14 protein-coding genes are annotated in these 14,243 nt (G+C 69.4%); 2 read left to right on the top strand and 12 right to left on the bottom strand.

Features of this window, described 5'->3' with window-relative positions; all coding sequences use genetic code 11:
• The first annotated feature begins 10 nt into the window (after nucleotides 1-10).
• The gene (locus JF781_RS17555; protein WP_225328453.1) at nucleotides 11-550 is read left to right on the top strand and encodes a GNAT family N-acetyltransferase; all 540 of its coding nucleotides are present in this window, start codon (nucleotides 11-13) and stop codon (nucleotides 548-550) included.
• Here JF781_RS17555 and JF781_RS17550 read toward each other — a convergent pair whose 3' ends face one another.
• The 6 genes from JF781_RS17550 to JF781_RS17525 are packed head-to-tail and all read right to left on the bottom strand — an operon-like array spanning nucleotide 551 to nucleotide 7,258.
• A complete protein-coding gene (locus JF781_RS17550) occupies nucleotides 551-3,253 on the bottom strand; it encodes a fumarate reductase/succinate dehydrogenase flavoprotein subunit (RefSeq protein ID WP_225328454.1) in 2,703 nt (900 codons plus the stop codon).
• A complete protein-coding gene (locus JF781_RS17545) occupies nucleotides 3,250-3,999 on the bottom strand; it encodes an ABC transporter ATP-binding protein (RefSeq protein ID WP_225328455.1) in 750 nt (249 codons plus the stop codon). The genes JF781_RS17550 and JF781_RS17545 overlap by 4 nt, the downstream gene beginning before the upstream one ends.
• A complete protein-coding gene (locus JF781_RS17540; protein WP_225328456.1) occupies nucleotides 3,996-4,853 on the bottom strand; it encodes an ABC transporter permease in 858 nt (285 codons plus the stop codon). The genes JF781_RS17545 and JF781_RS17540 overlap by 4 nt, the downstream gene beginning before the upstream one ends.
• Nucleotides 4,850-6,247 carry an ABC transporter substrate-binding protein gene (locus JF781_RS17535; RefSeq protein ID WP_225328457.1) on the bottom strand — a complete coding sequence of 466 codons (1,398 nt, stop codon included), beginning with the start codon at nucleotides 6,245-6,247 and terminating at the stop codon, nucleotides 4,850-4,852. Before JF781_RS17535 ends, JF781_RS17540 begins: the two co-directional genes overlap by 4 nt.
• A 25-nt stretch (nucleotides 6,248-6,272) precedes the next feature.
• A complete protein-coding gene (locus tag JF781_RS17530) occupies nucleotides 6,273-6,503 on the bottom strand; it encodes a ferredoxin family protein (RefSeq protein ID WP_008258228.1) in 231 nt (76 codons plus the stop codon).
• Nucleotides 6,500-7,258, bottom strand: coding sequence for a GntR family transcriptional regulator (locus tag JF781_RS17525; RefSeq protein ID WP_225328458.1), 759 nt, complete (start codon nucleotides 7,256-7,258; stop codon nucleotides 6,500-6,502). Before JF781_RS17525 ends, JF781_RS17530 begins: the two co-directional genes overlap by 4 nt.
• A gap of 228 nt (nucleotides 7,259-7,486) precedes the next feature.
• Here JF781_RS17525 and JF781_RS17520 point away from each other — a divergent pair, with 228 nt between their 5' ends.
• Nucleotides 7,487-8,287, top strand: a complete 801-nt coding sequence (locus JF781_RS17520; protein WP_225328459.1) for a hypothetical protein — start codon at nucleotides 7,487-7,489, stop codon at nucleotides 8,285-8,287.
• A 4-nt stretch (nucleotides 8,288-8,291) separates the two neighbouring features.
• Here JF781_RS17520 and JF781_RS17515 read toward each other — a convergent pair whose 3' ends face one another.
• The 6 genes from JF781_RS17515 to JF781_RS17490 form a co-directional block, all read right to left on the bottom strand.
• Nucleotides 8,292-11,153 carry an aminotransferase class I/II-fold pyridoxal phosphate-dependent enzyme gene (locus JF781_RS17515; RefSeq protein WP_225328460.1) on the bottom strand — a complete coding sequence of 954 codons (2,862 nt, stop codon included), beginning with the start codon at nucleotides 11,151-11,153 and terminating at the stop codon, nucleotides 8,292-8,294.
• Between the two features lie 96 nt (nucleotides 11,154-11,249).
• Nucleotides 11,250-11,651 carry an antitermination protein NusB gene (locus tag JF781_RS17510; RefSeq protein ID WP_225328461.1) on the bottom strand — a complete coding sequence of 134 codons (402 nt, stop codon included), beginning with the start codon at nucleotides 11,649-11,651 and terminating at the stop codon, nucleotides 11,250-11,252.
• Nucleotides 11,648-12,157 carry a transcription antitermination factor NusB gene (gene nusB, locus JF781_RS17505; RefSeq protein ID WP_225328462.1) on the bottom strand — a complete coding sequence of 170 codons (510 nt, stop codon included), beginning with the start codon at nucleotides 12,155-12,157 and terminating at the stop codon, nucleotides 11,648-11,650. Before nusB ends, JF781_RS17510 begins: the two co-directional genes overlap by 4 nt.
• The gene (gene efp, locus JF781_RS17500) at nucleotides 12,154-12,717 is read right to left on the bottom strand and encodes an elongation factor P (RefSeq protein ID WP_225328463.1); all 564 of its coding nucleotides are present in this window, start codon (nucleotides 12,715-12,717) and stop codon (nucleotides 12,154-12,156) included. Before efp ends, nusB begins: the two co-directional genes overlap by 4 nt.
• 125 nt (nucleotides 12,718-12,842) lie before the next feature.
• Nucleotides 12,843-13,076 carry a hypothetical protein gene (locus JF781_RS17495; RefSeq protein WP_225328464.1) on the bottom strand — a complete coding sequence of 78 codons (234 nt, stop codon included), beginning with the start codon at nucleotides 13,074-13,076 and terminating at the stop codon, nucleotides 12,843-12,845.
• A gap of 35 nt (nucleotides 13,077-13,111) precedes the next feature.
• The gene (locus tag JF781_RS17490) at nucleotides 13,112-14,230 is read right to left on the bottom strand and encodes a Xaa-Pro peptidase family protein (protein ID WP_225328465.1); all 1,119 of its coding nucleotides are present in this window, start codon (nucleotides 14,228-14,230) and stop codon (nucleotides 13,112-13,114) included.
• Nucleotides 14,231-14,243 lie beyond the last annotated feature (13 nt).

The following is a 14,243-nucleotide window of genomic DNA, read 5'->3' as shown; positions in this document are numbered from 1 at the left end:
GCGCACCGCCATGGCCGATTACCCACCCGACCGCATCAACGGGCCGCGGCTGACGCTGCGCCCGCCCACGCTCGACGACGCCGGGCCGCTGTACCAGCGGGTCGCGCGCGATCCACAGGTCACCAAATATCTGCTGTGGGCGCCGCATCCCGACGTGGCCGCGACGCGGCGGGTGATCACCGAAAAACTCAACGCCGGCGCCGACGAGAAGACCTGGGTGATCGAGCTGCGGCACCGCGGCGAGGTCGTCGGGCTGGCCAGCTGCCGGCGCGCGGCGCCGCACTCGGTCGAGATCGGCTACTGCCTGGGCCGGCGGTGGTGGGGCAAGGGTCTGATGTCCGAGGTGCTCGGCATGCTGCTCACCGCGCTCGACGCCGATCGCGAGGTGTATCGCGTCTGGGCCACCTGCAGCGTCGACAACGAACGTTCGGCGCGACTGCTCGAGCACGCCGGTTTCTTCCTGGAGGGGCGGCTGGCCCGGCACGCCGTCTACCCCACCATGGGGCCCGAGCCGCAGGACAGTCTGCTCTACGCCAAGATCCTGCGCTGACTAGTCGTTCGCCGGTGAGCCGTCGTGTCCCAGCGCCCGGCGCGCGTAGGCGCGCACGTCGGCGTCGCTGTCCTTGAGCGCGATCCCCAGGGCGTCCCGCGCGGCGGGTTCGGCCGCCCAGCGCGTCAGGCTGAGCACCGCCGCCTTGCGCACGTCCAGATGCGCGTCGCTGAGCGCCTCGGACAGCTGCGGAACCGCGAAGTCCGCCGCCGCGCCGGCCAGCGCCCGCGCCGCGCCTTCGCGCACCTGCCACGCCGGGGCCCGTAGCGCCAGCTTGACGGCGCTGTAATCGTCTTGGCCGCAACCTATCTCGCCCAACGCGGCGAGGCCGGCGGCACGGACCAACGGGTCCGTGTCGGCGACCAGCCCGCGCACGGCCTCGGCTCCGCCCCTTAGCGTCGCCAGCCCGGCGGCCGCGGCGATCCGGACCTCCCGGTTCTGGTCGGCGGCAGCGGCGACGACGCCGTGCACGTCGTCGACGGACACCAGCGCGCGCACGGCCTCGATACGCACCCGATGATCGGCGTCGGCGAGGGCCCGACGGTATTGGGCGCCGTCACCGGAGCGGCGTGCCGCCAGGACGTACAGCGCCGCCGCCCGCACCACGCGGTCGGCCGAATCCAGGTATTCCCCAGCCTTTTCGGGCTCGGGGAGCACCTCGACCAGCTCGCGGATCCCGTCGGCGCCGGTGCGGCGGACGGCGGCGTCGTCGTCGCCCAGCGCGGCCAACAGGGCGGGCGCATACCCGTCGGGGATGTGCTCGGTCAATGTTGCCACCGCCGTGCGGCGCACGCCGGGATCGGAGTCGGCGAGGTAGCGCGCCAGGTCGGTGACCGTCGGTTCCTCGAGCGCCAGCACCTCGGCGATGCGGGGCGAGGGAGGTTCGAACGCCGTTGTGGCCGAGGCGATCCGGGACACCGCCGTGGCCGGGGCCTGGCCGCCGATCAGCGGCGGCTCCTCCACCGGGTACACGGTCTGGTCGGTGGGCGGCAGCCCGTCCAGCTCGGGGACCGGCACGAAATACGGCGCCACCGGCCGTTTGAGGAACACCATCTCACCGCCGGGGCTCTTGCGCAGGTTGAGGTGGTAGCCCCATTGGTTGTCGTCGCGGCCGGGTAGATCGGCGCGGTCGTGGTAGAGGCCCCAGCGCGATTCGGTGCGGGTGTGCGAGGACCGGGCGGCCATCTCGGCGCAGTCCCGGATGAACGACACCTCCACCGCGCGCATCAGCTCGTGCGGGTTGCGGGCGCCCATCTCGGCGATCTCATCGCTCATCCGGTCGAAGGTGCGGATCGCGAGCGACAATTTGGCCGCCGTCTTCGGCGGGGCGACATAGTCGTTGACGAAGCGGCGCAGCTTGTATTCGACCTGGGGCTGCGGCGGGCCGTCCGGGTGGCGCAGCGGCCGGTAGATCAACTCGTGCGCCTCGCGCACCTGGTCCTCCGGAAGACGTTGCGGCGCAGCCACGTCGGCCAGAGTGGCCGCGGCGTGCGTGCCGGCCAGGTCGCCGAACACGAACGCCCCGATCATGTAGTTGTGCGGGACGCAGGCCATGTCTCCCGCGGCGTACAGGCCGGGCACCGTGGTGCGGGCCTGCTCGTCGACCCACACGCCGGAGGCGGAATGCCCACTGCACAAACCGATCTCGGAGATATGCATCTCGATGTCGTGGGTGCGGTAGTCGTGGCCGCGATTGGCGTGGAACGTGCCGCGGGTGGGCCGTTCGGTGGTGTGCAGGATGTTTTCCAGCGCGGTCAGCGTCTCATCGGCGAGGTGCGTCACCTTGAGATAGATGGGTCCGCGCGCGGAGTCGATCTCGCTTTTGACCTCGGCCATCATCTGCCCCGACCAGTAGTCGGAGTCCACGAACCGCTCGCCGAGCGCGTTGACCTGGTATCCGCCAAAGGGATTGGCCACGTACGCGCACGCCGGGCCGTTGTAGTCCTTGATCAACGGGTTGACCTGGAAGCATTCGATCCCGGACAGCTCGGCACCCGCGTGGTAGGCCATCGAGTACCCGTCGCCGGCGTTGGTCGGATTCTCGTATGTGCCGTACAGATAGCCCGAGGCGGGCAGCCCGAGCCGGCCGCACGCCCCGGTCGCCAGGATCACCGCCTTGGCGCCGACGGTGACGAACTCGCCGGTGCGCGTGTTGAGCGCCGCGGCGCCCACCGCACGGCCGCCGTCCACCAGCACCCGCACCGGCATCAGCCGGTTCTCGATCCGGATCTTCTCGCGCATCGACCGTTGCCGAAGCACCCGGTACAGCGCCTTTTTCACGTCCTTGCCCTCGGGCATGGGCAGCACGTACGAACCCGAGCGGTGCACCCGGCGCACGGCGTACTCACCGTGCTCGTTCTTCTCGAACTTCACCCCGTAGCGCTCCAGCCGCTGCACCATCGCGAACCCGCGGGTGGCGGTCTGATACACCGTGCGCTGGTTGACGATTCCGTCGTTGGCGCGGGTGATCTCGGCGACGTAGTCCTCGGGCTCGGCCTTGCCGGGGATCACCGCGTTGTTGACCCCGTCCATGCCCATCGCCAGGGCGCCGGAGTGCCGCACATGGGCCTTCTCCAGCAACAGCACCTGCGCGCCGTTCTCGGCCGCGGACAGCGCCGCCATGGTGCCGGCGGTGCCGCCGCCGATGACCAGGACGTCACAGTCGAGCCGGACCGGTGCCGCCGGGTCGGGAATCTGCATCATGGGACCTCCGCGTGGTTCAGCGCGGCGATGATCTGCGCGCGCAATTCCTGCTGCGGCCGGTCGCTGCGCGGATCCGGCACCTCGATCGAGGCTCGCAGTGGCTCACCGGCGCGGCCCAGCACCACGATGCGGTCGCCGAGCGCCAGCGCCTCGTCGACGTCGTGGGTGACGAACACGATCGTGGTCGGGTGGGTGCGCCAGGTGTCGATCAGCAAGCGCTGCATGGCCGCCCGCGTCTGGGTGTCCAGCGCGCCGAACGGCTCGTCCATCATCACCGCGCGGGGCGCGCCGGCCAGGCCCCGCGCGAGCTGGACGCGCTGGCGCATCCCGCCGGACAGGCTCTTGGGCAGGTAGTCGCCGAAGCCGGTGAGACCGAGTTCGTCGATCCAGCGTTCGGCGGCGGCGCGCCGGCCGGACCGGGGTTCGCCGCGCAGGCGCAGCGCCAGTTCGATGTTGGACCGCACGGTGCGCCAGGGCAGCAAAGCGTTGTCCTGGAACACCATTCCCCGGTCGCCCGAGGTGGTGTGGACGGCGCCGCCGTCGGCCAGCACGCGGCCGCCGTCGGGTGAGAGCAGGCCGGCCAGGGCGCGCAGCACCGTCGACTTGCCGCAGCCCGACGGCCCGGTCAGCACCAGGATCTCCCCCGGCCGCACCACCAGGCTCAGCTCGTCGATCACCGGAGGACCGTTGTAGGACAACCGAACCCGGTCCAGCTCGAGGGTCATCCCGGTTTTCGTCGCGGTCATCGTGCTCCCTCCTGTGCGCGGGGCAGCCAGCGGGTCACGCGGCGGCCCACCACCTCGACGGCCGCCGACGTCACGAACCCCAGCACGCCGATGGTGATGATGCCGACGAACACCTGCGGGTAGGCCAGCACGGTGTAGTCCTGCCAGGTGCGGTAGCCGACGCCGAGGCGCCCGGAGATCATCTCGGCGGAGATCACGCAGATCCACGCCACGCCCATGCCGACGGACAACCCGCCGAACACACCCGGCAGGATGCCGGGCAGCACCACCTGGGTCAGCACCTGCCAGCGGCCACCACCCAGCGTGCGCACCGAGTCCTCCCACAGCGTGGGCAGTGCGCGCACCGCGTGCCGGGTGGAGACCATGATCGGGAAATAGGCCGCCAGGAACGTGATGAACACGATGCCGGCCTCGTCGGTCGGGAACAGCAGGATGGCCACGGGCACCATCGCGATCGCCGGGATGGGCCGGGCCAGCTCCGCCAGCGGCCCGAAGACGTCGGCGAACAGCCGCGAACGGCCCAGCAGCACACCGGTCGCGACGCCGATGACGGCGGCCAGCCCGAAGCCGGTCAAAATGCGGATCAGCGACTGCGCCAGGTCGAGCCAGTATTCGCCGGTGCCGAGCCGGCGGTGCAGCGCGTTCACGATCTCGGTGACGGTGGGCAGCGTGTCGAACCGCAGCAACAGCCGCACCTTGTCCGCGGTGAGCAACTGCCACACCCCGATCGCGGCTGCCACCGACGCCACCCGCAGCAGCCGGGACTGCCACCGCGCCGTGATGCGCCGCGGCCGCGTCACCGCGGGCGTCGAGACCACGCCAAGGACTTGATCGGCCACCACTTGGGCAGTCATACCGAACCTCCCAGTGCCTCTTGGTAATCCATGACGACGCCGCCCGGGTGGGCGGCGAGGTACCGGTGCGCGCCGGCCGCGGTGCCGAACGGCAGGTAGTTCTGCCCGTCTTTGACCCAGAACGCCTTGTCCGCGAACCAGCGAGTGCCGAGTTCGGCGTCGGGAACGTAGGCCGCGCGGACCTTGGCGCCGTGGCCGACCGCATCCCGCACGGCCTGCAGCAGGCCGGTCGGGGTGGCGATCGTCTGCGTCGCGTCGGCTCCGTCCAGCCACAGCTCGCTGGCCAGCGCGGGGTCGCCGCGCAGCGCCGACGGGTTGGCGGTGCGCGCCCGCGACGCCGCGTAGTCGAGCCCGCGGGCGGTGAACACCGCGCGCAGCGGTTCGTCCACGACGAACTTCGCCACATCGAGGTCGGCGAAGTCGCCGATCGACTTCAGGTACGGCACATCGCTTTTCAACGCCTCGACGAGCGACGGCTTCAGCGTGGTGTCGAACGACGTGCCGCCGGGACCGTTGTAGAGGTACACCACCTCCTGGGGCAGCCCGCTTTCCTCGGCGACGATGCGGGCGGCCTGCAGCGGCTTGTTGTTCAGGAAGTCGGTGGCGTCCAGTTGCGCCTGCAGGAAGGCGCCCAGCACCTCCGGGTGCGCCGACGCGTAGGAGCGGCGCACCACCACGCCGTGCAGGGTGGGCAGGTTCAGCTCGGCCCCGTCGTAGAGCAGTTTGGCCTTGCCCTGGTAGACCAGCAGCCCCGGCCAGGCGACGAATTGCGAAAGCGCTTGCACCTGACCGGATTCCAGCGCCGACGCCCCGACCTGCGGTTGTTGGTTGAGCACCTCGACACCGCAGACACCGCCGCCGCAGGCCCGGCTCAGCGCCCGCACCAGGGTGCCGTGGCCGGCCGACCCGACGCTGGCGGAGACCTTGGTGCCCGCGAGGTCGGTCAGGCCCTTGGCGTGCGAATCCGGGCTCACCACCACCATGTTGAGGGCGCCCTTGGGGTTGTAGCCGGTGATGGAGACGATCTCGGTGCGGGCCAGCGGGTTGGCCTGCGTCTTGGAGCCGTTGATCAGCATCGGATAGTCGCCCATCGAGCCGATGTCGATCTTTTCGGCGAGCATCTGCGCGGTGATCGGGGCGCCGGTGTCGTAATCCTGCCACCGCACCGCGTATTTGGTGCCGGTGCGGGTGGTGATGTTCGCCAGGCGGCGTTCGAGGTAGCCCTGCGCGCGCAGCAGCGTGCCCGCGGTGACGGTGTTGATGGTCTTGGACTGGTACCCCACCACCACGTTGACCACACCGGATGACTGCGACAGGGATTCCAGCGAGCAACCCGAGGTGAGCGCGGCGACCGCGACCATCACCGACGCCGGCCATACGGCGTGACGTTTCATGAAAGATCCTGAGGCTAAACGCTTGTCAGCGAAGGAGATAGGGCATGTTGACGGTGACGGCGCCGGTCGGACAGCGGGCCGCGCAGGGGCCGCAGTACCAGCATTCGTCGACATGCATGAAGGCCTTGCCGGTGTCGGGGTTGATGGCCAGCGCGTCCAGGGGGCAGACCTCCACGCACAGCGTGCAGCCGTCGATGCACAGCGACTCGTCGATCGTCACGGGTACGTCCGCACGCGTGTTGTTGATCAGCGTCATGAGTTGCTCCTCGTTTCGGCTCTGACAAGATTGCCGCGCATGGTGATTCGGTCACCGCGCATCCGGATGTACTCGAGGTCGACGGGTGTGCCGTCCGCGAGGCTGGTGAGGCGCTCCAGCATCAGCAGGGCCGCACCGTCGGGCACCTGCAGCGTGGCCGCCGAATGCGCGTCGGCGGGGATGGCCTCGAGTGCCAGCGTCGCCGAGCCCAGCCGCTGCCCGCTGACGTCCTCGATGAGCGCGAACAAGTCGTCGGTCTCGAGGGGATGGTTCAACACCTGCCCGCCGATGTCCGGGGCGAGGTAGGTGAGGTCCAGGCTGAGCGGCAGGTCGCCGAGGTAGCGCAGCCGCTCGACGAACACCGCCTGCTCCCCCGGCTTCAGCCGCAACCGGCGGGCCACCGACGGCGGCGCGGTGACCGGCATGGCCGCCCGCACCTCGTTGCGCACCACGCCGAGGTCCTTGAACGTCTCCTTCAGGCCCAGCAGCGCGTCGAGCCCGTGGGCGTACTTGCGCTGCGCGACGTGGGTGCCGACCTTGGGCCCCCGGTCGATCAACCCCTCGTGCTTGAGGACGGTCAGCGCTTCACGAACGGTGTTGCGCGAGACCGAGAATTCGGCGGCCAAGTCCAGTTCGGCCGGCAGGCCGTCCGGGTAGGCGTCGGCGTGGATCTGCTGGCGCAACACGTCGGCGACCCGGCGGGCGCGATTGGCCCGCGAGCCCTGAGCATCCCCGACGGGTACTGGTTGCGCCACGCCGCCACGCTAACGCAGCTCAGGGGCCCTTTCCGGCCGACGACGGGGGCCAACGACGGCGGCCGAACGTATTGCGCCGGGCCCCATTCGGGCCCGACCAGCTAAAACCACGGGCCGCCACGCCATTGCGCCACCCGCGCCCACCCGCCGGCCTTGTGATCTTGGTGAGCAGAACCCGACGCGCGCTACCGTGGGCGTGCACAACCAGCGACAACGGAAGATGCCCGCATGACGGACGTTTCGAAACACGCGTTGACCAAGGTGCCGGCGGTCACCCTCGGCTTCTGGGTCATCAAGGTCTTGGCCACGACGTTGGGCGAGACGGGCGGCGACACCGTCACGATGACGCTGAATTGGGGTTACGCGGCCGGCGTCGGGATCTTCGGCGTCGCGCTGGTGGCGCTGGTTGCCGCGCAAATCCTGGCCAAGCGATTCCGCGCGGCCCTGTACTGGGCGACGATCGTGGCCTCGACGACGTTCGGCACCGTGCTGGCCGATTTCGCCGACCGATCGCTGGGCATCGGTTACACGGGCGGATCGCTGCTGCTGCTGGGCTGCCTGCTGGCCGCCCTGGGGCTCTGGCGCGCGACGCAAGGCAGCGTCTCGGTCTCCACCGTCTCGACGCCGAAAGTGGAGGCCTTCTACTGGGCAACCATCACGTTCTCGCAGACGCTGGGAACCGCGCTCGGCGACTGGCTGGCCGATACCCGCGATTTCGGTTACGAGCGCGGCGCGTTGGTATTCGCCGCCGGCCTCACCGTCGTCGCCGCCCTGTACTACTGGACCTCCATTTCTCGCGTCGCCCTGTTCTGGATCGCCTTCATCCTCACCAGGCCGCTGGGCGCGACCGTGGGCGACTTCATCGACAAGCCCGTCGCCGACGGCGGCCTGGCGTGGAGTCGCCCGCTCGCCTCGGCGGTGCTCGCCGCGCTGATCGCGGTATTGGTCGTGGTCATACCGCAGCGTCCCGGCCGCCACCCCGGCCGGCCCAAAGAGGATGCGGCGGAAGCCGAATCGGACACCGGCTGAGCGCTCAGCTGTTGTCGGCCACCGACGGCACCGCCCGGGCGTCGTCGGCGCCGTTGCGCGTCCCGTTCATGCCGGACGCGTCCGCGGGCAGCTCGAACGCCGCGGTCACCGACCCCACGGCGGCCGCCGCGGCGTTGCGTTGCGCTTCCATGCGCGCCAGCGCCGTCTCGGTGAACACCGACAACCCCAAATCCGGGTTGTACCCGTGGATTTCCTTGACGTCGAGCTGCGCGAGGAAGTAGACGATCTCCTTGGAGACCACCTGGCCGGGCACCAGCACCGGGAAGCCCGGCGGGTAGGGCACCACGAACGTGGTCGACACCAGCGTCTTGCCCTCGGCCAGCCGCCGGCCGGCCATGCCGATCAGCACGTGCTCGCGATCGGACTCTTCGTATCCGGCGTAGAACGCCGACCGCATGTCCCCGAAGTTGCATTGATCGACGGGACGGAACGCGACGTCGAACTCGCTGAAGTCGGGCAGGTGCGGCAGATCCTCGGTGATCTCCTCGACATGGCGCTCCTGCAGCGCCCGGTCCGCCACGCTCGCCGCCTTTTCGGTGCGGTCGAAATCGATTGCCACCCTTCGCAACACGTCGAGCAGGTAGTGCACGCTCGACCAGGTGACACCGATCGTGAAGATCAACAACACGCTGTTGATCGACGTCTTGTTGATCTGGATGCCGAACCGCTCCATCAGGATCTTCTCGCGGAAGTCGTAACCGTTCATCCCGGTCGCGCCGACGAACAGGGTCACCCGGGTCGCGTCCAGCACGAACTGGTCGGAGCGCCACGCCTCGTTCCACTCGGCCAGCGCCCCCTGCCTGACCTCGCGGTACGAACTGACCGACGACTCGCGGAATTCCTCTGGCACCAGGTCGGATTCATCGAGGATGCGGAACCACTTGCTGATCAGCCGGTCCTTGCGGACCCGGTGCCGGAAGACCAGCGCCATGTCGTAGACCTGCCGGACCAGTTGGAACCCTTCGATGTCGACCTGCCGGCGCGCCAAGTCCAGCGACGCGAGGAGCTGCTGGTTCGGTGAAGTCGAGGTGTGGGTCAGGAACGCCTCACCGAACGCGTCGCGGGTGAGCGCGTTGAAATCCTGGTCACGGACGTGGATCATCGACGCCTGCCGCAGCGCCGACAGCGATTTGTGCGTGGAGTGCGTCGCGTACACGCGCACCCGCGCGGTGGCCGGGTCGGGCATCAGCTCACGCTCGATCCACTCCGACCGGTCGAGGCCTTGCATCGACGCGGCCCACTTCCGGTATTCCTCAACGTATTCCGGTGACACCAGCATGTGCTCGAGGCGCTCGGCGGCCACCATCGCGGTCCGCTGCCGGGCCCACGGCACCGCCGTCGCGAAGGCGTACCATGCCTCGTCCCACAGGAAGCAGATGTCCGGCTTGATGGCCAGCACCTCCTGCATGACCTGCAGCGGGTTGTAGACGACGCCGTCGAAGGTGCAGTTGGTCAGCAGCAGCATCCGCACGCGGTGCAACTGGCCGGCCGCCTCCAGATCCAGCAGCGTCTGCTTGATGGTGCGCAGCGACACCGCCCCGTAGATCGCGAACTGCGGCAGCGGATACGCGTCCAGGTACAGCGGGTAGGCGCCGGCCAGCACCAGCCCGTAGTGGTGCGACTTGTGGCAGTTGCGGTCGATGAGCACGATGTCGCCGGGGCGGGTCAGCGACTGCACGACGATCTTGTTGGCGGTCGACGTCCCGTTGGTGACGAAGTAGGTGTGGTCGGCGTTCCACGTTTTGGCGGCCTTGTCCATCGCCTTCTTGATGTTGCCGTGCGGGTCGAGCAGCGAGTCCAGACCGCCGGAGGTGGTGGAGGTTTCGGCCATGAAGATGTTGCGGCCGTAGAACTCCCCCATGTCCTGCAGCGACCTGGAGTTGAAGATGCTGGCGCCGCGCGCGACGGGCAGCGCGTGGAACTGGCCGACCGGCGCCGCCGCGTACGCCCGCAGGGCATCGAAAAATGGTGTGGCATAACGGTTTCGCAGACCGGCGAGCACCGTGCTGTGCAGATCGGTGACGTCGTTGAGCCGGTAGAACGTCCGGTCGTAGACATCGGGTTCGCTGTCGTCGCCCGCCGCGATCGACTCGTCGGTGAGCAGGTACAGGTCGATGTGGGGCCGCAGCTCCCTGATCCACTCGCCGCACTCCACCCAGTCGTTGGCGCGGTCGGGAATGACTCCGTCCGCGTCCTCGTTGGGCCCGAGCAACGTGTTCATCAGCGGCAACCGGTCGCGGGAGCGCAGCGGCAGGTCGTCGCGGATGATCGCGGCCTGGATCTCCCCGTTGAGCGCGACCGCGGTGATGGCGTCCTCGACGCTGGGGACCACTAGGATCTCGAACTGCACGTCGTCGGACGGACAACGCAGCGCCCGCAGGCATTCGGCCAGGCTGTCCGGCGCCGTGCTCGGGGCGTCGTCGGCGAGCAACACGGTGTAGAAATGCTGCTGTTTGGCCTGCGCCACCAGCTCCTGGTCATCCAGCGGGGCCGAGGTGTCGAAAAGGCCTGCGCGGTCCCCATATTCGCTCAGCAGCCGCACGGCCAGGGAGACCTCTTCGGTGAGCCGCACCGTGGACAGGCTCTCCAGGTGCGCGCGGAAGACCGCCAGGTTTTCCGCACCCGGGTACAGCCAGTACCGCTCGTAGGCGGCGATGCGATCCATCAGGCGCTTCACCCGGGCGACGTCGTGGGTTTTGTCCAGGCCGGCGAGATCCACCTCGGCGAGGTGACGGCACGCGTCGTCGAGCAGGTTCCAGGTGTCGACACGGGCGTACGACGGGTTGGCCACCGCCGCCAGCGCGGACACTCGAAGTCGTCGCGGCTGGGTGCTGTATCGAATCATGACCTCACCTGTTCTTCTCGGATCGCCGCCGCTGCAGTCCAGCTCGTATTGTCAACCCGCCGCGCCCCGCCCGTGGTCATTTCACCTCAGCATTGGTCAGCGATCCGGTTCTTCGTGGCTATCCCTGTCACTTTCGATCATCCGCCTGTTGCCCCTGGCGCCGTCCGCCCACCGCAGCACGGGCAACTCCCGGCGGCGGGCCGGCAGGTCGGTGACGTCGCTCAGCGCTCGCACCACGCCCTGCGTCAGGCCCATGATCGCGGCCATCACCGGCAGCAGCGGCTGCAGCGGCCGGGCCGCCGAACGCACCGTGCTGATGCGGCGGGCGACGGCCACCCGTTCGGCGCAGTGATAGAGCCAGGCGCCCACCGCGAGCGCGAAGATCGAGAGCACCGAGGCGACGATGGTCCACCCGTAGGCGGCGCACACCACCGCGACCACCACCACCGTCGCAGCCAGCACGGCCGCAACGACCAGGCGCAGCTCCAACCGGCTCATGGCTGCGGTCCGCGGTCCTCCGCTGTGCCTGCGGCGTCGGAACCCACCGCCCCCCGGACGGCCTGGGCGGCCGCCCTGATCTGCGGGGTCACCAGCATGACGTGGCCGAGCACCCCGTTGACGAAGCCCGGAGAGTCGTCGGTGGACAACTCCTTGGCCAGCTGGACGGCTTCGTCGACGGCGACCGGCTCCGGCACGTCGTCGGCGTACAGCAGCTCCCACACCGCGACCCGCAGGATGGCGCGGTCCACGGCGGGCAGCCGGTCCAGCGTCCAGCCCTGCAGGTGCGAGCTGATCAGGTCGTCGATGTGCGCGGCGTGTTCGCCGACGCCCCGCGCCGCCGCGGCCGTATACGGCTGCAGGGGCGCGATTTCGGGGTTCGCCTCGGCCAAACCGGTGCGGACGTCGACAACCTCCGCGGGGCTCAGTCCGCGCGCCTCGGCTTCGAACAGTAGGTCGACGGCGCGCTTGCGAGCCTGATGTCGCCCTTTAACGGGCCGGCTCACGCGTTGACACGTCCCAGGTAGCTGCCGTCACGGGTGTCCACCTTCAGCTTGTCCCCGGTGTTGATGAACAGCGGCACCTGGATCTCCGCCCCGGTTTCCACGGTCGCGGGTTTGGTGCCGGCGCTGGACCGGTCGCCCTGCAGGCCGGGCTCGGTGTGGGTGACCTCCATTTCGACCGACACCGGCAGCTCGAGGTACAGCGGCGCCCCGTCGTGGAACGCCACCTGCACCGGCAGGCCCTCGAGCAGGAACCGGGCGGCGTCGCCGACCAGCGATTCCGGCAGCGGATGCTGTTCGTAGTCCTGGCTATCCATGAACACGAAGTCCGAGCCGTCGCGGTACAGGTAGGTGGCGTCGCGCCGGTCCACGGTCGCGGTCTCCACCTTCACCCCGGCGTTGTAGGTCTTGTCGACGACCTTGCCCGAGAGCACGTTCTTCAGCTTGGTCCGCACGAACGCGGGGCCCTTGCCGGGCTTGACGTGCTGGAACTCGACGATCTGCCACAGCTGGCCGTCGATCACCAGCACCAGTCCATTCTTGAAATCGGCAGTGCTTGCCACGGTTCGGTATGTCTCCTCGGGGATGGACAGTCGGCTACGGAACTGTCTGCGACTTGTCGGCCAGTTTAGAGTGCTCGCCGGTCAAGGCCCGCGGCACGGGGTCGGGGGCCGGCGGGCGGAACGCGTCAGCGGTGGGCCCGCTGGCCGTCGACCCGGGATGGCTCCTCGGACTTCTCATTCGAAGGCAGCGGTTTGATCATCGTCAACAGCGGGACGCGCAGCGTGAGCCCGCTGGCCAACGGCAGGTGCACGGCGAAGTAGACGACGTGCAACTCCACCCGTGTCTCCCGTAGGGGCTGGGCGTACATGTCCCACCGGAAATCCCGCAGGCGCACCAACCCCCGTGCCACCCCGTTCACGCCCCCGACCTTACTCGCGGGCACAACCCCCCGAGCTAGGAGAGGACGGCCAGCTCCTTGGGGAATTTGGTCAGCAGTTCCGGGGCCTGGGCGCGGCCCTTTTCCGGCACCACCAAGGTGTCCTCGATGCGGACACCGCCGCGGCCGGGCAGGTAGACGCCGGGCTCCACGGTCACCACGGAGTCGCCCAGCAAGGTGCCGGTGGACGTGGCGCCGATGCCCGGCGCCTCGTGGATCTCCAGGCCCACGCCATGGCCCAGGCTGTGGCTGAACTGCTCGCCGTAGCCGGCGTCGGCGATCACCTGGCGGGCCGCGGCGTCCACCCCGCGCAGGTCGGCGCCGGCGTGCAACGCCTCCCGGCCGGCCCGCTGCGAGTCGGCGACCAACTGGTAGATCTCCAGCTGCCAGTCGGCGGCCTTGCCGAGCACGAACGTGCGGGTCATGTCGGAGTGGTAACCGCCGACCAGCGCGCCGAAGTCGATCTTGACGAAATCGCCGACCGCCAGCGCCGCGTCGGTGGGGCGATGATGCGGGATCGCCGAGTTCGGCCCCGCGGCCACGATGGTCTCGAACGAGATCCCGTCGGCGCCGTGACCGAGCATCAGGGCCTCCAGCTCCCGGCTGACCTCGCGTTCGGTGCGGCCGGGCCGCAGCCCGCCACGCGCCACCAGGTCGGTGAGCGCGGCGTCGGCGGCCTCGCAGGCCAGGCGCAGCAGAGCGACCTCGCCGGCGTCCTTGACCTCGCGTAACGCCTCGACCGTTCCGGCGGCCTTCACCAGCTCGGTGGGCGCCTTCCGGCCGTCCAGCTCGGCGGCCAGGGCGTCGAATCCATCGACGGTCACCACGTTGCTTTCGAAACCCAGCTTCCGCGCGCCCGCCTCGGCCGCCTGGCCGACCAGATAGCGTCCCAGCGCGCGTTCGATGGCGACTTCCACGTCCGGCGCCTGTTCGGCGGCCTGGGTTCGGTACCGGCCGTCGGTCGCCAACACGGGCCTTCCCTCGTTGAAATCATCGGCGAACACCAGCAACGCGCCGTTCGATCCGGTGAATCCGGAGAGATAACGGACGTTGACCAGGTCCGTGACCAGCAGCGCATCCAGTCCGCTGGTCTCGAGCTGCGCTCTGAGCCTGTCTCGACGCTGTGAATGTGTCACGGGTCTTGACGGT

Origin of the sequence: Mycobacterium sp. WUMAC-067, assembly GCF_020217485.1 — a bacterium.
GTDB lineage: Bacteria > Actinomycetota > Actinomycetes > Mycobacteriales > Mycobacteriaceae > Mycobacterium.
This window is presented reverse-complemented; position numbering and strand designations above follow the sequence as displayed.